This is a genomic window from Streptosporangium sp. NBC_01810, from assembly GCF_035917355.1.
In the GTDB taxonomy this organism is placed as follows: Bacteria; Actinomycetota; Actinomycetes; order Streptosporangiales; family Streptosporangiaceae; genus Streptosporangium.
In genome coordinates, this window is sequence record NZ_CP109070.1 from 4,821,683 (window position 1) to 4,840,352 (window position 18,670).

An 18,670-nucleotide genomic window follows, 5' to 3' on the forward strand; every position below is an offset into this window, starting at 1 on the left:
CAGAGAGGTAACGAGCAAGCAAAGACCTAGTGTCAGACCACTTGAACTAGTCGAGGGGATAACCCGAATCTTCCAGGAATGACGTTGTTTCTACCTCATCATCCTCCAGCACTTCGCGGATCACGCGAAACGCCAGGCCAGGACCGTACCCCTTCCGGGCGAGCAGGCCGGCCAGCCTACGAGTCCTGACCGCAGGGTCCAGGCCGCGAGTCGAGGAGAGCTTGCGCCGCACAAGGCGACGGGCGGTCTCCGCCTCCTGCTCGGGGTCGAGCTGCTCCACCGCGTCCTTCACGGTCTCCTCATCCACCCCCCGGTGCCGGAGCTCGGAGGCAAGGGCCTTTCTGGCAAGCCCCCGCCCGGCATGGCGGGAGCTCACCCATGCCGCGGCGAACGCCTCATCGTCGATGAGCCCGACCTCGGAGAAGCGCTCCAGCACGGCGTCCGCCGCCTCCTGGGGCACCTCACGCTTGCGCAGCGCCTCCGCGAGCTGGGCTCGGGTGCGCGGTGCCATCGTCAACAACCGCAGGCAGATCGCCCGCGCCACCGCCTGCGGATCGGCCCCGGCTCCCCGGCTCGCGGGAGAGCCCTCGGCCGGTCCGTCAGGAAGGAGGCCCTCAGGAAAGGCACCCGGGGAATCACCCCCGGACCGCCGCTCACCACGCCGGGAGCCACGTCCCTTCCGGCTTCGCGGCTCGCCACCGACGGAGCCTGCGCCCTCCCCCTGAAGTCCCCCCTCGGGAGCGGGGGCACCATCACCTCGCCCGCGCCCACTCCTGCCCGGCGAGTCGGTCCGAGGCTCGTCGGGCCAGGCGCCCCAGTCTCTCGGCCCGAGTTCGCCCGCCGGACCGAGATCGGCTCCCATCATCAGCGGTCAGCCCGAATCAGGCGTCACCCGGCTTGGGGGTGGCCGCCTTGGAACCGCGACCGGACGCGGCGGCTGCCGGAGCCGAGCCGGAAGCACGGCCGGACGCCGCGGTCGCAGGAGCGGCGGGCGGCGGAGTGGCCGGGCTGTCGACGCGCGGGCCGACGCCGAGCTTCTCCTTGATCTTCTTCTCGATCTCGTTCGCCATGTCCGGGTGGTTCTTGAGGAAGTTTCGCGCGTTCTCCTTGCCCTGGCCGAGTTGGTCCCCCTCGTAGGTGTACCAGGCTCCGGACTTGCGGACGAAGCCGTGCTCCACGCCCATGTCGATCAGGCCGCCCTCGCGGGAGATGCCGACGCCGTAGAGGATGTCGAAGTCGGCCACCCGGAAGGGCGGGGCCATCTTGTTCTTGACGACCTTCACCCGGGTGCGGTTGCCGACCGCCTCGGTGCCGTCCTTCAGCGTCTCGATGCGGCGGATGTCGAGACGCACCGAGGCGTAGAACTTCAGCGCCTTTCCACCGGTCGTGGTCTCGGGCGAGCCGAACATGACGCCGATCTTCTCACGGAGCTGGTTGATGAAGATCGCGGTGGTGCCGGTGTTGTTGAGCGCGCCCGCGACCTTGCGCAGCGCCTGGGACATCAGGCGTGCCTGGAGGCCGACGTGGCTGTCGCCCATCTCACCCTCGATCTCGGCCTTGGGCACCAGGGCCGCGACCGAGTCGATGACCAGCAGGTCGACGGCGCCGGACCGGATCAGCATGTCGGCGATCTCCAGCGCCTGCTCGCCGGTGTCGGGCTGGGAGACGAGCAGCGCGTCGGTGTCGACGCCCAGCTTCTGGGCGTACTCCGGGTCGAGCGCGTGCTCGGCGTCGATGAACGCGGCGATGCCGCCACCGCGCTGGGCGTTGGCCACCGCGTGCAGGGCGACCGTGGTCTTGCCCGAGGACTCGGGACCGTAGACCTCGACGATGCGGCCACGCGGGAAGCCCCCGATGCCGAGGGCCACGTCGAGCGCGATGGAGCCGGTGGGGATCACCTCGATGGGCGCCCGGGTCTCGTCGCCCAGGCGCATGATGGAGCCCTTGCCGAACTGCCGCTCGATCTGAGCGAGCGCGGTCTCGAGCGCCTTCTCGCGGTCGTTAGCTGCCATGGGAGCCCCCCTGGAGGGTCGCGGGTTGGATCGGTTGCCAGAAAGCTACGGGGTGCCGCCGACAATTTCGGGAGGGCACGCCAGGAGTGACGGCCCGTTCAATATAGCCGAACGACTGTTCGATCGTGGCCTGTTGGCGCCACGCGTTCCAGGAACCGTGATCCGCCGCGGAACTCTCCCGCGTGGCCGGGTACAGATGAAGGGGCCGTGGCCGCGAGGAGCGCCACCCCATCCGGGAGGCGACATTTCCGATAATTGCCCTGAGCCTGTTGCAACCAGGCTGACCTGGGGTGATCCTGAGGGGAAACGACCCGAGGTGTCCGACGTGCCCAACACGTTCACGCAGCAACGCCTAGCCCATCTCGACTCCCTGGCCGCCGAACTGCAACGACGAGGGCTGGTCAGCCGCACCCTCGGAGGCACCACTCCGGTGCTGTGGGTATGGCATCCGGACAGCGGCCGGCAGACCATCGTCTTCGCCACCCCGGTCAAGGACGGCTGGCTGTTTCTGTGGTCACCGGACGGCGAGGAGAGCACCGACGACCCCGTGCACGCGGCCGACTCGGTGGAGAGGCTTCTCGCTCCGCCTGTGGAGCCCTCCTGACCGCCCCCGGGTCACCCTCAGCGGAGCCTGGGAGAGACGTCGGTCACCCCGCACACGGCGTGCCAGACCTCCTTCGCCCCGACCCCCTCGGCCAGCGCCTGGATCACGGTCCGGCCGCCGAGGTCGGCGATGACGTAGTCATGGGCCCACGACTCGGCGTACTGGTCGCCGAAGTGCAACTTCATCCGCTTCCAGAAATCCGACAGGCGCATGCCCCAAGTATGGGACCACACCGGCGTGCCGCGGCCCACGCCCGGAACACCGCCGGGCACACCGCCGGGCACACCACTGAGCACACCGCCGGAACACCGCCGGGCACACCACTGAGCACACCACTGAGCACACCACTGAGCACACCACTGAGCACACCACTGAGCACACCGCCGGGCCGCGAGTCGGCCCCGTCCCGATCACCCGGTCCCGATCACCCGGTCCCGGTGGAAGAGAGACGGGCTGTCGGGCGGGGGGCGGGGGGCCGTCAGCGGCCGGGTACGCGCGCCGGGCGGGAGTACGCCCCCCCAGAAGGGGACGCTCCCCAGAAGGGTGGCGCTCCCCAGAGGGGTGGCGCACGTCAGAGGGGTGGCGCACGTCAGAGCACCCGGGAGCCGTACATCTCGCCGAGGGGGTCGGCGAGCAGTTCCACGCGCGCCCCATCCGGGTCGGCGAAGTAGATGGAGGTACCGCTCTCCACCTGGTGCGGCACGCCCGCCGCCGCCAGCTTGCCCCGCAGATGCTCCCAGGTGGAGGGGGCCACGGAGATGGCGACGTGGTGGAGCCCGCCGAGGACCTCCCGGTAGGGGCCGAGGTCCAGACCTGGGAAGTCGAAGAAGGCAAGGAGGTTGCCGTTGCCGATGTCGAAGAAGAAGTGGTTCGACCCCCGGTAGTCGCGGTTCTCGAAGATCTCCGTGAGGGGGAACTCCAGAAGGTCCTGGTAGAACCTGATCGTCGCCTCGACGTCGGAGGAGATCAGTGCGAAGTGGTGCAGCCCCCTCGCGCTGCTCGGCGGACGGCCCTCCCTCAGGTGTTCCGCTCTGATCCGCTCGCGTTTCGCCTCGATGGCCTGATAGTCGATGCTCACCGTTCGCTCACCGCTCATAAGTCGTATGTTCGCCAAAGCATGCCCTCCACATCTTTCCCCGCCCGAACTCCGAGGCATCCTCCGGTGTTCGGCTGACGACGGAGAGCGACCCGCCTCGGGGCAGGTCATGGTGGCAGAGCCTCGTCGAACCCCTCCGGTGTGGAGAGCGCGCGATCCGGCCGTGAGACCGGTGGATCACGTATCCGCAGGTGATGAACCGGCCTCCGGCCTCTCTCCGCCTCTGGCCCGTGGCAGGCGGCGACGGGTTCTGTCGGTGCCGCCGTGCAGTATGGACGGTGGCCCGGTTGGTCGGCCGAGCCGGGAGGCAGGGGGCACGCGATGAGCGAGACGGCAGGCGCGGACGGGGCGCTGGGGCACTTCACCCGGATGACCAGGGACTGGTTCACCGGGGCGTTCGCCGCACCGACCGCGGCGCAGGAGGGGGCGTGGGCGGCGATCGCCCGGGGTGACAACACCCTGGTGGTCGCCCCCACCGGCTCCGGCAAGACGCTGGCCGCCTTCCTGTGGTCGCTCGACCGGCTGGCGGCCGGGCACCCGGCCACCGAACCCCCCGGAGACAGCGGGTCTCTCCGGGATGCCGCCTCTCCCACGTCCGGCGAAGACGCCGGCTTCCCCGCGAGTGCCGGAGGCGCCAGATCTTCCCCCTCCGCCGGAGACACCGGATCTCCGGCGGGCACCACCGCGATCGCGGACGCCCCGGCGGGCGCCACCGTCGCGGGCGTGACGAACGGTACGGGTGCCGGTGGGAGGCGCAGGCGTTCGCAAGGGGGCGACGAACCGCCGAGGCTGTGCCGGGTCCTTTACGTGTCGCCGCTCAAGGCTCTGGCGGTCGACATCGAGCGCAACCTCCGGGCACCGCTGGCCGGGCTGAAGCAGACCGCGAGAAGGCTCGGCCTCCCGGTGCCGGAGATCTCGGTGGCGATCCGCTCCGGCGACACCTCCCCCGAGGAGCGACGCCGGTTCGCGACCAGGCCGTCCGACATCCTGATCACTACCCCCGAGTCGCTGTTCCTGCTGCTCACCGGCCAGGCCCGGGAGGCACTGCGCGGTGTGGAGACGGTCATCGTCGACGAGGTGCACGCGGTGGCGGCCACCAAGCGCGGCGCGCACCTGGCCCTCAGCCTGGAGCGGCTCGACGCTCTCCTGCCCCGGCCCGCGCAGCGCGTCGGCCTGTCGGCGACCGTGCGGCCGGTGAGCGAGGTCGCCGCCTTCCTGGGCGGCCCCTGTCCGGCGACCGTGGTCCAGCCGCCCTCGGGGAAGGAGATCGAGGTCGAGGTGGTCGTCCCGATCGAGGACATGACGGAGCTCGACACGCCCCCCACCTCCCCCACCCCCGGCGAAGACCTGTGGCCGACCGAGACTCCGGCCAAGCGGTCGATCTGGCCGCATGTGGAGGAGCGGCTGTTCGACCTGATCGGGAATCACGGTTCCACGATCGTGTTCGCCAACTCGCGGCGGCTGGCCGAACGGCTGTGCACCCGTCTCAACGAGCTGGCGTGGGAGCGGGGTGCAGCCGAGGCGGAGCGGGCCGGAGGCGACACGGAGGCGGGCCCGGTGCACTGGGCCGAGGGCTTCCCCAAGCCCCCTGCCTCCCTGTCCACCCCGGCGGCCATGATGGCGCAGGCCGGCTCGGCCAAGGGGGTCGTCCCGGAGATCGTACGGGCCCACCATGGGTCGGTGTCGAAGGAGGAGCGCTCCCAGATCGAGGAGGCGCTCAAGTCCGGACGGTTGCCCGCCGTGGTCGCGACCTCCAGCCTGGAGCTCGGCATCGACATGGGCGCGGTGGACCTGGTGGCCTGTGTGGGAGCGCCGCCGAGCGTGGCGAGCGGCCTGCAGCGGATCGGCCGGGCCGGGCACCAGGTGGGAGCCGTCTCACGCGGCGTGATCTTCCCCAAATACCGGGGGGACCTGGTCCAGACGGCCGTGGTGGCCGAGCGGATGCGGAGCGGGGAGATCGAGGAGCTGCGCTATCCGCGCAATCCTCTCGATGTCCTCGCCCAGCAGATCGTGGCGATGACCGCGCTGGACGAGTGGACCGTCGACGAGCTGGAGGAGGTCGTGCGGCGAGCCGCCCCCTACCGGACGCTGCCCAGAAGCGCGCTGGAGGCGACGCTCGACATGCTCGCCGGGCGCTACCCGAGCGAGGAGTTCGCCGAGCTGCGACCGCGCGTCGTCTGGGATCGGGTGGCCGGCACCCTGCGGGGTCGTCCCGGAGCCCAGCGGCTGGCGGTCACCAACGGCGGCACGATTCCCGACCGGGGGTTGTTCGGTGTGTTCCTGGTCGGCGAGAAGTCCTCCCGGGTGGGCGAGCTGGACGAGGAGATGGTCTACGAGTCGCGGGCCGGGGACGTGTTCGTGCTGGGCGCGACCTCCTGGCGGATCGAGGAGATCACGGCTGACCGGGTGCTGGTCACTCCCGCGCCCGGGCAGCCGGGGAAGCTCCCGTTCTGGCACGGCGACACCGCGGGGCGTCCGGCGGAGCTGGGGAAGGCCATCGGCGCGTTCCTCCGCGAGATGTCCGCGGCGGGTGCGGACGCCCAGGCGGGAGGCGGTGGTACGGAAAGTGCGAGGCCGGGGGACACGAAGGCGGGAAGGGCACAGGCCGGAACGGGAAGCCCGGGAACGGGAAACGCGGCACGGGACGGAGCCCTGGAGAGGATCAGGTCGGCGGGGCTTGACGGGTTCGCCGCGGCCAACCTGCTCGCCTACCTGGCCGAGCAACGGCAGGCGACCGGTTACGTGCCGGACGACCGGACGTTGCTGGTCGAGCGGTTCCACGACGAGCTGGGCGACTGGCGGGTGGTGGTGCACTCCCCGTACGGAGCACGGGTGCACGCGCCGTGGGCACTGGCGATCGGGCGGCGGCTGCGAGAGCGCTACGGCGTCGATGTGCAGGCCGTGCACTCCGATGACGGGATCGTGCTGCGCATCCCCGACACGCTCTCGGAGCCCCCATCCGACGTCGCCACCTTCGACGCGGACGAGATCGAGCGGATCGTCACCGAGGAGCTCGGCGGCTCGGCGCTGTTCGCGGCGCGGTTCCGCGAGTGTGCGGGGCGGTCCCTGCTGCTGCCGCGCCGCGTGCCGGGCAGGCGGTCACCGCTCTGGCAGCAGCGGCAGCGCGCGTCGCACCTGCTGAACGTGGCCGGCCGCTACGAGTCGTTCCCCGTGGTGCTGGAGACGATGCGCGAGTGCCTTCAGGACGTGTTCGACGTTCCGGGGCTGGTCCGGCTGATGCGCGACATCGAGGCGCGGCGGGTCCGGTTGGTGGAGGTCGAGACCGAGAAGGCGTCGCCGTTCGCGGCGTCGCTGCTGTTCAACTACGTCGGGGCGTTCATGTACGAGGGGGACGCCCCGCTGGCCGAGCGCCGCGCTCAGGCGCTCGCGCTCGACACGAGCCTGCTGGCCGAGTTGCTGGGCCAGGCCGACCTGCGCGAACTGCTCGACCCCGACGTGATCGCCGACACCGAGCGGGGGCTGGCCCGGCTGGACCGGCCGCTGCGCGACGCCGAGGATCTGGCCGACCTGCTCCGCTCGCACGGTCCCCTGGTGTCCGAGGACGTGAGCGTGCGCGGGGGTGACCCGGCCTGGCTGGCCGCGCTGGAGGACTCCCGGCGGGCGATCAGGGTTCGGGTGGCCGGGCAGGAGCGGTGGGCGGCGATCGAGGACGCCGCCCGGCTACGCGACGCTCTCGGCGTGCCGTTGCCCGCAGGGGTGCCGCACGCGTTCCTGGAACCGGTGGACGATCCGCTGGGCGACCTGATCGCCAGGCACGCCCGCACGCGCACCCCCTTCCCCGCGAACACGGCCGCGGCCAGGTTCGGCCTCGGCGCCGCGGTCGTCACCGACGCGTTGCGCCGCCTGGCCTCCTCGGGGCGGGTGGTGAGCGGGGAGTTCAGACCGGGTGGCCGGGGCGAGGAGTGGTGCGACGCCGAGGTGCTGCGGATGCTGCGCCGCAGGTCCCTGGCCAGGCTCCGTAAGGAGGTGGAACCGGTCTCCGCGGAGACTGTGGCCGTCTTCGCCCCCGCCTGGCACGGCATCACCGACTCCCCGCTGCGGGGCAGGCCGCCGATCGACGCGCTGGTGAGCGCGATCGAGCAGTTACAGGGCTCGGCGGTGCCCGCGTCGGCGCTGGAGACGCTGATCCTGCCCTCGCGGGTGCCCGGATACGACCCGTCGCTGCTGGACGAGCTGACGGCCTCCGGCGAGGTGATCTGGGCGGGGCAGGGGTCCCTGCCCGGTGGCGACGGCTGGGTGTCGCTCTACTTCGCCGACACCGCGCCGCTGCTGATGCCCGCTCCCGCCGACATCACGCTGACCCCGGTGCACGGGGCGGTGCTGGAGGTGCTGAGCGGTGGGGGCGCGCTCTTCTTCCGCGAGCTGGCGAGCCGGGCCGGCGTTCTGCCGGCCGGTTCGGTCCCGGACGACCGTACCCTGTCGTCCGCCGTGTGGGATCTGGTGTGGTCGGGCCGGATCACCGGTGACACGCTGGCGCCGTTGCGGGCCACGCTCGGGACGGGACGCCCCGCGCACCGCCCGGCCCCGACCCGGCGGCGGCGGGCGGTGCTGCCGAGCCGGAGCGGCCCGCCCACGGTGGGCGGGCGCTGGTGGACGCTGCCCGCCCTCGCCGAGGACGCCACCCAGCGCGCCCACGCCCAGGCCGAGGTGCTGCTGGAGCGGCACGGCGTGGTGACCAGGGGCGCGGTGACCGCCGAGCGGCTGCCGGGCGGGTTCGCCGCGGTCTACCAGGTGCTTCGCGCCTTCGAGGAGAGTGGCCGGTGCCGCAGGGGCTACTTCGTGGAGGGGCTGGGCGGCGCCCAGTTCGCCCTTCCCGGTGCCGTCGACCGGATGCGCGCCATGTCCGTCTCGCTCACCTCACCGCCGAACACGGCACCGGTGTCCGACCCGTGGAGCACCCGGAGACCTGAGAGGGCGGGGGAAAGCGCCCGGCGAGCGGTGGTGCTGGCGGCGACCGACCCGGCCAACCCGTACGGGGCGGCCCTGCCGTGGCCCGCCCATCCTGGCGAGGTGTCCCACAAGCCGGGCAGGAAGGCCGGGTCCCTGGTCGTGCTCGTCGACGGGCATCTGATCCTCTACGTCGAGCGCGGCGGTAAGACCCTGCTGTCCTTCTCCGGCGACGACCGCCTCCGGCCTGCCGTCGACGCCCTCGCGCTCGCCGTGCGTGACGGCGCCCTCGGCAAGCTGACCGTCGAGCGCGCGGACGGCACCGCCATCAACGACTCCCCTCTGGCCGCCGCCCTGGAATCCGCGGGCTTCCACCCAACCCCCCGGGGGCTGCGCCTGCGCGCCTAATGCTCCGTTCCCAATGACGGTGTGGGCGCGTTCCCCGATCCGGTCGGGGGGCCGGATCTCTACTCCGTTCCAGGATCTTCGAGTCCTCAGCGGAGGTCGCGAACGCGCTGCGGGGAAACCGAGATTGTCGGGCCTGCCTTCCTGATGCCAGGACCGTGGTGGATCTGTACTTCCGATGAGGAACGTCGCACCAGGAACTGCCCGCACCGCTGTGGTGATCGCCTCATGACCCCGCAGGTTCACGGACTCACGGCCGGGCGGTGAAGTCGCGGGCGGTGAAGTCGCGGGCGGTGGAGTCGCGGGCGGTGAAGTCGGGGGCGGTGGAAGCATCCGGCTCCGGTGCCGGCGTACTGGCCGCGGAGGCGATCTCGACCTCTCGGGTGGCGTGCAGGATGTCCATCCAGACCCGGTTGAGCAGCGTGGCGAGTGACAGGAGCAGTCCCACGAGCACCACCACACGCATTGCGACACCGTCTGGCAGGAGGTTGGCGAGCACGAGCGCGCAGAGGGCGAGATCGGTGATGATCATCACGGCGATGACCAGTGAGTAGACGCGGACGCGCTGCTTGGTCCAGAAATACACGCCGTTCACCGGGTCCTCACGGCGAGGTCTCCGGCGCTGGTTCCTGAGGTTGTGGAGGAAGCGCGAATCCCAGATGAACGCCAGCAGCAACACCGGAAGTATCTGGGCGACGGTGGCATAGAAGTCTCTGGGCACTGCTTTTCTCCTCTGAGGTTTCGCGGGCCCTGACCAGCCCGCGTACCGGACCCGCGTACCGGACCCGCGAACGGAGCCGGCCCCGAAAGAACCCGTCACGCCTTCGCCCGGTAGAAGACATGTCCGGCCAGCGCCTGGACTCCCAGGTCGGCGCCGCCGTCGAAACACTCCCACTCGGCGAAGCCCGCTCTCCGTAGGGCGTCGTCGATCTGCTCGGCGGGAAAACAGACCATGTGCAGCCTCGCGTCGACACGTGTCCACGAATCCCCGTCACGACTGAACAGGGTGATGTCGCTCACCGCCGCTCCGGTAGCCGCGTCAAGGTGTGCCCTGACCACGCAGACGTCGTCGTCGGACGTCTCGGCGAACGTCCCCCTCCAGTTGACGGCCGCCGCGGCCGGCGTGTTGACGTCGAAGACGAGGAGGCCACCCGGCCGTAGTACCCGCCGCGCCTCCACGCAGAACCGTCGCAGGTTCGGCGTCCCGCCGAGGTGGTTGACGCTGTTGTACGTCGACAGGACCACGTCGTAGTCGTCGACGGGCCCCATGGCGAGCACGTCGGCCCGCCAGACCCGGGCCGACGGGGCGTTGCGCGTCGCCAGTTCGACCATGGCGCCGGAGATGTCGATCGCGTCCACGGTGAACCCTCGTCCGGTCAGCGCGGCGGCGATCCGGCCGGTACCGCAGCACAGGTCGAGAACCCTGGCCCCTGGCGGAACGGCCGGCGCCATCAGGGCCAGCAGCGGATCGAGCGCGACCGAGACGAACTGCGGAGCCCAGTGGCGGTCGTAGTAGGCCGCGACGGGATCGAACTCGGCCATCTCTACTCAACCTCCATACGGGCGACTCGGAAGCCGGTCGCCTCTCCTCGCGTGGCCGGATGGCTGGAGACCCGGAAGCACGCCGTCCGATCAGGGGGCCGCCACCGAGATCCCTTGGTGACGCGCAGGATCTCCTCGAAACTCTCCCCGCCGACGGAGTCGGAGGCCGCCGTGTACGGGTACCCCTCCGGGCCGGCGGGAGGAACACCGTATGGGCTGCTCACCCGATTACTGGACCGAGCAGGCCACCCGGGCCTCGCGCGTCTCCTTCGACCGGCCAGGCGGCGGGCCGCCGCCCGAGCGCTGGGAGGAGGGCATGATCCGCTGGCTGGGCCCCGCCGGGTACGACGTCGACTACTGCTCGGCCCTGGACCTGCACGCCGGACGCGAGCTACTGGCCGGCTACCGGCTGCTGATGGTCAGCGGACATGACGAGTACTGGTCGGCGGGGATGCGCGACAGCGTCGAGGAGTTCGTCCGCCGGGGTGGCAACCTGGCCGTCTTCTCCGGCAACACCTGCTGGTGGCAGTTCCGGCTGGAGGACGACGGGCGCACCATGGTCTGCTACCGCGACGCGATCGCCGACCCGATGGCCGCCGTGGACCCCGCCCTCACCCCGGTCGAGTGGTCGAGCGCGCCGGTGAACCGTCCGGAGAACGGCCTGACCGGGGTCAGCTTCCGGCGCGGCACCGGGACCTGGGGACCGTACATGCGGCTCATGCACGAGGAGTCCTCCACCGTCCGCTTCCCCGAGCACTGGGTGTTCGAGGGCACCAAGCTGGGCGAGGGCGACACGTTCGGCAAGGGCGCCATCGGCTACGAGACGGACGCCTGCGACTTCGTCGAGGAGGACGGGGTGCCGGTGGCCACCGGGCGCGACGGCACCCCGCCGTCCTTCGTCATCCTGGCCACCGCGGACCTGCGGCACTGGCATCGGTACGGCCAGGGCGGCATGGCCACCATGGGCGTCTTCAGCCTCGGCGCCGGGACGGTGTTCACCGCCTCCACCGTGAACTGGGGAAACACCCTGCACGACCCGATCGTGGACCGGATCACCCGCAACGTGCTGGACCGGCTGTCGGCGCGCGCGGGCGGCTGGGAGACCATCGGCGGCGCGGACGAGATCCGTGCGCTGACCGTGTTCGGCTCCCTGCTGTACGGCGCCACCCGGGACGGCTCGCTGCTCACTCGCGAGGTCTCGGGCCAGAACCTGCGCTGGCGTCCCGCGGGCACCGCCCCCGCGCTGGTCGCCCTGGCCACCCCCAGGGAGGCCACCGGCGTCCACCCGATCGGCCTGTACGGTCTCACCTCCGACGACCGGCTCGTCTACCGCGACCCCGAGCACGACTGGGTCACCCTCGCCGACGGGCCCTGCGGCGGGGTCGGCCTGGGCATGGTGAACGGCGAGCTGTTCGCCGCCGCCGCGGAGGGCCTGTGGCTGTCGGTCAGCGAGGCGAGGGAGTCGCCGAAGACGTACTCGCAGTCTCCCTCGGTCCTCTCGTACAGCAGCGGCCTTGGGGAACAGTGGAGGCGCTGGTGGCAGAGCACCGCCCCGACCGGCCGGTACCGCCGATGGCCGGTACCGCCACGGTCGGGGCGGTTGTGCATCTGCTGGCCACCGCCATCGAGGAGGGCCGGGACCTGTCCTCGATGAGCGGCATCCTGGCCGACAGCTCCTATCGTCCGCTACCGGCCTGACGGCCCGGCCTCACTTCAGGTGCCGGGCGAAGAACCGGTTCCCGTCGTCCCCCTCGAACTGCGGGACGCCGGTGTGCCCGCCCATATTGGCGTGCAGCGTCTTCTCCTTGGAGCCGAAGGCGTCGAATAGGTCCAGGGCCAGCTGCCGGTCGTTCCCTTCGTCGTCCCACTGCAGCAGGACCTGCAGCGGAATGGTGACCTGCCGGGCCTCCTCGAACATGCTGCGGGGTACGAAACTCCCGGCGAACAGAAGGGCGGCCGAGATGCGCGGCTCGACCACCGCCAGCCGGAGGCCGATGGCGATCACCCCTCCCGCGTACCCGACCGGGCCGCCGATCTCGGGCAGCGAAAGGAGGGCGTCCAGGGCGGCCCGCCATTCCGGGACCGCCTTTTCGACCAGCGGGAGGACGAGCCGGTCGACGATCTCGTCGTCGACCGGCTCGCCGGCCTCCAGCGCCCGGTGCAGGTCGGCGCGGGCCTCCTCTGCGGCGGCGAAACGGGGCCGGTCACCGCCCCCTGGGAGCTCGATGGTGGCCGCGGCGAAGCCCTCCGCCGCGGAGTGCCGGGCCCGGGCCACCAGTCGGGGGTACATCTTGTGCAGTCCGCCGGGGTGGCCGACCAGGATCAGCGGCGCCGGTGCGGATGCGGATGCGGGCGTCCACAGGATGCCGGGGATCTCGCCGAGGGTGAATTCGCGCTCGAGGACACCGTCGTCGAGGCGCTGTTCAGAAGTGAATCGCACGGTCGTGCCTTTCGGGAGTGCTCTTGAACGGCGCTCCCGGACGACCTATCGCCCGACCGTGACCCCGGAGGGGAGCACCCATGTCGATACGTTCACGGGTACCACCTCCTCGGTCTCTCGCACGGCCTCCGGAAAACTAGCAGTGGTCGCCGTGGTCCGCCAACAGGTTTTCGCGGAGGCTCCGTGGCCGGACGCCACGGAGCCACTCGCCTGAAGGCCAGAGCCGTGTGGTCAAGGGCTTTGGGCCTGTGACGTGATCGCAACGCGGCGAAACCGGAACACCACGCAGAGCTACCAGAGGTCTCATCGCGGCTTCCCGAGTGGAGGGCCGTTCAGTGCATGATCCGCTCGTTCGTTGGGGTTCGGCGAAACCCCGTTGGGCGGTCCCTGGGTCTGGCTAAGGTCCGGTCGTGCCGGTGGAGTTTCTGAGTGATGAGCAGGCCGAGGCGTACGGGACGTTCGCCGAGGAGCCGACGAGGCCCGAGCTGGAGCGGTTTTTCTTCCTGGACGACGTCGACCGGGACCTGATCGCGCTGCCGCGGACCAAGCACCATCAGCGCGGCGCCATCGCCGAAGTACTTCGGGTTCAAGCGCGGCATCACCTGGCTCAACGCCGTCAAATGGGCCGAGTTGCATCGGATACAACGTGCTGAATGTCCGTTGTGGGGGATGGCTCGGCCTGGTTAAACGTGGTTGTCCTTTGGCTTCGCAGCCGGAACCGGAGGATTGCCCAGGTTCGTCTCAGCCGCTGATAGTTGGCGGCTGAACGGCGAACGCCTGGCCTTGTAGGGGCCAGGCGTTCGGTGCGGCACTGAACTGATGTCAATGCGCTGGGTCAGATCACGCATGACATCAGCTTTCGGGTCGCGATGCAAATTAGACCCGGAGGGGGGTGTTGATCATTCCAAAGAATCCTCGTCAGACCGGCGCAAAGGCTGCTTCAGCCGCTGCTAAGGCCCTGACCAGCGCGAATGCGACCAAGGCGGAGAAGTCCGCTGCGGCCAGCGCACTGTCGCAGGCTCCCAAGAGCACCGGCCAGACCGGCGCGAAGGCCGCTTCGGCCGCCGGCAAGACGCTGGCGAACCCGAATGCGACCAAGGCGGAGAAGGCTGCCGCAGCCAGCGCGCTGGCGCAGACGCCGGTCCGCCCGAAGAAGAAGTAGCACGCGGCTGCTCGGGGCCTACACCCGGGCAGCCGCCCCGCTGAACGCCGTCTCCGACGGCTGCTCCGCATACTCAGAGCTTGCCGTGTCCTTGTCTTTTGATCACATCAACCACAACAATGTTGCGGTGAATGCAACGGAAGCTCGTGAGGGTCATGTCAGCCGCTTGGCCGGGTCCGCCGGCTTGGAACTCGTCGATGGAGTGGTCCACCTCGACCCTTCAAGCGCGGTGTTCGAGGCGATGCTGCTGGGCTGGGCACGCCAGCAACGCACTCGTTTCCTCAACGAGGAGACGACGATCAAACCGCGGATGTCGCTGGTGCGGCGTTTGGCTGACTTCACGAACCAGTACCCGTGGCAGTGGCAACCTGCCGATGGTGAGGCGTTCATAGCTCACCTGCGGTCCCCGAACCGCAAGAAGCCGGTCGTTCTGTCGACAGGGCGGGGCTACGAGACCACCCTCGCTCTGTTTATGGACTTCATCACCGACCGCCGCTACGGATGGGCGGCGGAGTGCCTGGAGCGGTTCGGACAGACCCCGCAGCAGATCTTCCACGAGGACAATCGTGTCGCCCACGTGGCCGAATACGAGGGCCAGCCTGATCGCCGCCCGTTGACCTACGACGAGGTCCAAGCCCTGTTCGACGCCGCCGACAGCCGAGTTGAGGAGGCCCAGACTCGGGGCCGCAAAGGCGCGTTGACCGCGATGCGCGACTCCGCCCTGCTCAAGACGGTCTACGCCTACGGGCTGCGGCGCAACGAGGCGCGGATGCTCGACCTCGCCGACCTTCGGCGGGCTCCGAAAAGACCGCAGTACGGCAAACACGGCGGCCTCTACGTCCGCTACGGCAAGGCCTCCAACGGCAGTCCGCCCAAGCGCCGCACGGTGTTCACGGTCAAGGAGTTCGACTGGATCGTTGACGTGCTCGACCACTGGTGCACCGAGGTCCGCCCCGCCTTCTCACCTGGCAAGCTCGCCGCACTGTTTGTCACCGAACGCTCCAGCCGCATGTCCCTGCGCGGCGTCAACATGGCTTTCACCACGGCCAGAGACGCCGCTGGCCTACCGCCCGAACTGGATCTGCACTGTCTGCGGCATTCGTACATCACGCACCTCGTGGAGTTCGACTATCCCGAGAAGTTCGTGTCCATGCAGGTCGGCCACAGCTACGCCAGCACGACCGCGATCTACACCGGTGTGTCCGACGAGTACCGCAACCGGGTGATCCAGCGCGCCCTGAAGGACCGCCACCCTGACCTCTGGGAGAGTCAATGATCAAGAAAATGGGGATCACCTGGAACCTGCGCAAGCTCATGGCCGACCGCGACATGTTCCAGACGACGGACATGGTCCCGCTACTCGCCGAACGAGGCGTCCATCTCTCCCGCGAGCAGGTCTTCCGGTTGGTCACCCAGCCCCCGCAGCGGCTGTCGATGGACACCCTCGCTGCGCTCTGCGACATCCTTCAATGCACCCCGAACGACTTGATCGAAGTCGAGACGGTCAATGCCCAGGTCAGCAAGGCTGTCGGAGACACGGACCGTCCTGCGCCGCAGGTTCGGCGGACCACGATCCGTCGACCGGGCCAGTGAGCCGCACCCGCGACGAGCGCAGAGTCGCAGAACGCCACGAACGACGCGTCCGGATCATCAATGCGCTCACCACCCGCCTGCCTGACCTGGACGCGGAGGCCGCGTCGGACGCACTGCTGCAGGCGCGGGCCGAACGCGGCGTCGCCCAGCGGGAGCTCGACGAGCACTTGGCCGCGCATCCGGACGCGCTCACCTCCGGCGATCCACGTTGCCCGGCCGTGATCGTGCGCCTCGCGCAGGCCCTGCTCGCCGCCGGACACACCGGTGTCACCTCGCCCGGTTGCTCGGAATGTCGACGCACCGGCATCACGCTGCCCCGCAGCGGCCCGGGCGGCCGGATCTGCCAGGCATGCGCCGCACGAAGCTCCCTGAACAAGAAGCCGTGCGGGCGCTGCGGTCGCACCGCCAGGATTTCCGCTCGGCGCGACGAAGGTGGCATCTGCTATTCCTGCTACCGCAAGGATCCGCAGGTCACCGAGGACTGCGCGGGCTGCGGACGTTCGCGGATGCCCGCCACCCGGCGCTCGGATGGCAAGCCGCTCTGTGAAGCCTGCTGGACTCCGCCCGCGCATACCTGCACCGCCTGCGGTCGCGTCGGCCGCGCCCATTCCCTCGGCTCGGCCGGGGCGCTCTGCCCGACCTGCTACCGCCACCTTGCCCAGCCTCGCCGGACCTGCGGGAACTGCGGCAGGCACCAGCAGATTGTCCGCCGAGCCACTACCAACAGCCCTGACCTCTGCTGGAACTGCGCGACCCCGGCCGCAACCCCGTGCTCAACTTGTGGGCAGGTCCGCCCCTGCACCAAGAACTCTCAAGGGCGGCTCGTCTGCCGCACCTGTCGGCCCCGGCCCACCAGTGTGTGCTCTGCTTGCAGCCAGGTTCGCCCCGTGCACGCCCACTGGCCCCGCGGACCGGTCTGTGGCGCCTGCTATGTCCGCATCCTCGACCACTCCGATGAGTGCCACCTCTGCCACGAGCAGCAACCTCTGATCGCAAGGGACGACAGCGGTCACAACATCTGCGGCCCATGCGCCGGCATGCCCGGCATCTACACCTGCCTGGCCTGCGGCAAGGGCGGACGCCTCTACGCTGATGGCCGCTGCCCCCGCTGCGTGCTCTTGCTCCGCCTCGAAGAACACCTCGCTGGACCCGATGGCCAGGTCTCCTGCCAACTCCGTCCGCTGCAGGACGCGCTGGCCGCCGCAAACGACCCCCGCGGTGTCCTGTGCTGGCTGCGGCGAAGCCCGAACGCACACCTACTGGGCGAACTTGCCGCAAGCGGAAAGCCGCTTAGTCACGACCTTTTAGACGAACTCCCGCCCAGCCGCTACGAGCACTACGTCCGGCAGACTCTGGTTCACACCGGCGTGCTGCCCGAACGCCACGAAGACCTCGACCGGATCCCCGCCTGGCTGGATCAACTCCTGGCCGACCGGCCTACCCAGCACGCCGCCCTGATCCGACCGTTCGTCCACTGGTTCCTGCTCAAACGGGCCCGCCGCCGAGCCGCCCACCGGGGACGACCCGCCATGGCGGGCACCTACGTCCGCACCCGGGTCCGCGTCGCCCTGGAACTGCTGACCTGGCTCGACGAGCACCGACTCGCGCTCGGGGACCTCACCCAAGACCGCCTCAACCAGTGGCTCGCGGACGGCAGCACGCGCAACTACTCCATCCGCTACTTCCTAAGCTGGGCCGCCAAACGCGACCTCCTGCCGGAGATGACCATCCCGTCCATCCCTCGCCAGGATCCAACGCGGATCTTGGACGAGGATGAGCGCTGGCACCAGCTCAGCCTCTTGCTGAACGACGCCACACTGCCGCTGGACGTCCGGGCCGCCGGCGCTTTGGTGCTGCTTTTCGGGCTTCCGACCTCACGCATCCGGCATATCCACACCGGGCACCTGCACGAGCATGACGGTCAGATGCACCTCAACGTCGGCTCACCTGCGTTGCTGATCCCGCCCAAGCTGGCCAGGCTGTTGAGCCAACTCGCTGAAGGCCAGAGCCGACAAGCCAGGATCAAGACCGACGGCCCCGGGCAGCGTTGGCTCTTCCCCGGCCTGCTACCAGGGCGCCCAGCCGCCCCGTCTGGGTTCAGCCGCAAGCTCCTCGACCACGGGATCGACGCTCGGCCGGCCCGCAACGCGGCCCTCATCGCGCTCCTGGAGGATGTTCCGCCCCCGATTCTGGCCGATCTCCTCGGCCTCCACATCAACACCGCAGTTCGATGGGCCAACATCGCCAGACGCGACTGGACCGACTACCTTGCCGCCCGTGACCAGGACACGACGAATACCGCACCCTCTGAATAAGTGCACGTCCCCAGTAAAACACGACGCGGTGGGTCTCGCCCTTGAAGTCGACGGCCTGGCCGCCGGGACGGAGCACGGGCGCCTTCTCGACGACGGTGACGGTGTGGCCGGAGCGGCTCGGCCAGTGGGCGAGCGCGGGTCCGGCGATGCTCGCACCGGAGATGAGGACCGTGGTGTTCTGCATGGTCACGAACTTCGGGGAGAGCGCTGACAGCTCACCGACCATCGGCTGACAGTCGGGCGCCCTCGGCGTCGAACACCGTCAGCCGTCTTCGGCGCCGAACGCTTTCAGCCGCCCTCGGGATCGAGCGCAGCGCGCACCTCGTCGCGACGCATCGCACAAAATGATCTCCGCTTACCGAGAACAGATCATTACACGCCCGATATGCCGATCAACAAAATCTTCAGGCGCCCTCCTGCAACTTCCTTAATCCCGGCAATCAGCGCCGACGACCTCGCCGCGCCGTCACGATAAAGAAACGAGGACACTTCAATCCAGCTTAACGTCGAAGAACCAGAATAAATCGCTTCACCCAACGGAGGGAACTTCATATCATCCATACGAAGGGGTGATTGACAATGGCGGTGCGCAG

17 protein-coding genes are annotated in these 18,670 nt (G+C 69.7%); 9 read left to right on the plus strand and 8 right to left on the minus strand.

From position 1 onward, the window contains the following. Positions 1-46: 46 nt before the first annotated feature. On the minus strand, positions 47-865 hold the full coding sequence (gene recX, locus OIE13_RS20950) for a recombination regulator RecX (protein WP_326828597.1): 819 nt from the start codon (positions 863-865) through the stop codon (positions 47-49). 16 nt (positions 866-881) lie between these two features. Next, positions 882-2,012 (minus strand): recombinase RecA, encoded by a 1,131-nt coding sequence (gene recA, locus OIE13_RS20955; protein ID WP_326637202.1) that lies wholly within the window; start codon positions 2,010-2,012, stop codon positions 882-884. A gap of 325 nt (positions 2,013-2,337) precedes the next feature. Between recA and OIE13_RS20960 the strand changes: the two genes are divergently transcribed. Further along, positions 2,338-2,616 carry a hypothetical protein gene (locus tag OIE13_RS20960; RefSeq protein ID WP_326637201.1) on the plus strand — a complete coding sequence of 93 codons (279 nt, stop codon included), beginning with the start codon at positions 2,338-2,340 and terminating at the stop codon, positions 2,614-2,616. 17 nt (positions 2,617-2,633) lie between these two features. Here the strand turns inward: OIE13_RS20960 and OIE13_RS20965 are convergent, their stop codons facing one another. Continuing rightward, positions 2,634-2,828 carry a DUF3046 domain-containing protein gene (locus tag OIE13_RS20965; RefSeq protein ID WP_030904097.1) on the minus strand — a complete coding sequence of 65 codons (195 nt, stop codon included), beginning with the start codon at positions 2,826-2,828 and terminating at the stop codon, positions 2,634-2,636. Between the two features lie 377 nt (positions 2,829-3,205). Next, positions 3,206-3,712 carry a VOC family protein gene (locus OIE13_RS20970; protein ID WP_326637199.1) on the minus strand — a complete coding sequence of 169 codons (507 nt, stop codon included), beginning with the start codon at positions 3,710-3,712 and terminating at the stop codon, positions 3,206-3,208. A gap of 321 nt (positions 3,713-4,033) precedes the next feature. Between OIE13_RS20970 and OIE13_RS20975 the strand changes: the two genes are divergently transcribed. Beyond that, positions 4,034-9,028, plus strand: coding sequence for an ATP-dependent helicase (locus OIE13_RS20975; RefSeq protein ID WP_326828598.1), 4,995 nt, complete (start codon positions 4,034-4,036; stop codon positions 9,026-9,028). 247 nt (positions 9,029-9,275) lie between these two features. On the opposite strand, the gene OIE13_RS20980 is transcribed toward OIE13_RS20975, so the two are convergent. Together OIE13_RS20980 and OIE13_RS20985 are read right to left on the minus strand one after the other, a co-directional pair. Then, a complete protein-coding gene (locus OIE13_RS20980) occupies positions 9,276-9,746 on the minus strand; it encodes a hypothetical protein (protein ID WP_326828599.1) in 471 nt (156 codons plus the stop codon). 95 nt (positions 9,747-9,841) lie between these two features. Next, positions 9,842-10,567 (minus strand): class I SAM-dependent methyltransferase, encoded by a 726-nt coding sequence (locus OIE13_RS20985; protein ID WP_326828600.1) that lies wholly within the window; start codon positions 10,565-10,567, stop codon positions 9,842-9,844. A 211-nt stretch (positions 10,568-10,778) separates the two neighbouring features. On the opposite strand from OIE13_RS20985, the gene OIE13_RS20990 reads away from it, so the two are divergent. Continuing rightward, a complete protein-coding gene (locus tag OIE13_RS20990; RefSeq protein WP_326828601.1) occupies positions 10,779-12,221 on the plus strand; it encodes a N,N-dimethylformamidase beta subunit family domain-containing protein in 1,443 nt (480 codons plus the stop codon). A 54-nt stretch (positions 12,222-12,275) separates the two neighbouring features. On the opposite strand, the gene OIE13_RS20995 is transcribed toward OIE13_RS20990, so the two are convergent. Next, positions 12,276-13,007: an alpha/beta hydrolase gene (locus OIE13_RS20995; RefSeq protein WP_326828602.1), complete on the minus strand. Its 732-nt coding sequence runs from the start codon at positions 13,005-13,007 to the stop codon at positions 12,276-12,278. A 410-nt stretch (positions 13,008-13,417) separates the two neighbouring features. Between OIE13_RS20995 and OIE13_RS21000 the strand changes: the two genes are divergently transcribed. The 6 genes from OIE13_RS21000 to OIE13_RS36775 all read left to right on the plus strand — a co-directional run bounded on the left by OIE13_RS21000 (position 13,418) and on the right by OIE13_RS36775 (position 18,310). Then, complete coding sequence (locus tag OIE13_RS21000; RefSeq protein WP_326828603.1) at positions 13,418-13,660, plus strand: DUF4158 domain-containing protein; 243 nt, start codon at positions 13,418-13,420, stop codon at positions 13,658-13,660. 239 nt (positions 13,661-13,899) lie between these two features. Next, positions 13,900-14,169, plus strand: a complete 270-nt coding sequence (locus tag OIE13_RS21005; RefSeq protein WP_326637189.1) for a hypothetical protein — start codon at positions 13,900-13,902, stop codon at positions 14,167-14,169. A 184-nt stretch (positions 14,170-14,353) separates the two neighbouring features. Then, positions 14,354-15,445 (plus strand): tyrosine-type recombinase/integrase, encoded by a 1,092-nt coding sequence (locus OIE13_RS21010; protein ID WP_326828604.1) that lies wholly within the window; start codon positions 14,354-14,356, stop codon positions 15,443-15,445. Continuing rightward, positions 15,442-15,762 carry a helix-turn-helix domain-containing protein gene (locus OIE13_RS21015; RefSeq protein ID WP_326637185.1) on the plus strand — a complete coding sequence of 107 codons (321 nt, stop codon included), beginning with the start codon at positions 15,442-15,444 and terminating at the stop codon, positions 15,760-15,762. Before OIE13_RS21010 ends, OIE13_RS21015 begins: the two co-directional genes overlap by 4 nt. Continuing rightward, entirely contained in the window at positions 15,759-18,077 is a 2,319-nt protein-coding gene (locus OIE13_RS21020; protein ID WP_326637182.1) for a hypothetical protein, read from the plus strand. The genes OIE13_RS21015 and OIE13_RS21020 overlap by 4 nt, the downstream gene beginning before the upstream one ends. A gap of 41 nt (positions 18,078-18,118) precedes the next feature. Next, positions 18,119-18,310 (plus strand): hypothetical protein, encoded by a 192-nt coding sequence (locus OIE13_RS36775; RefSeq protein ID WP_442815985.1) that lies wholly within the window; start codon positions 18,119-18,121, stop codon positions 18,308-18,310. 139 nt (positions 18,311-18,449) lie between these two features. Here OIE13_RS36775 and OIE13_RS21030 read toward each other — a convergent pair whose 3' ends face one another. Continuing rightward, entirely contained in the window at positions 18,450-18,638 is a 189-nt protein-coding gene (locus OIE13_RS21030) for a hypothetical protein (protein WP_326828605.1), read from the minus strand. Positions 18,639-18,670: the final 32 nt, after the last annotated feature.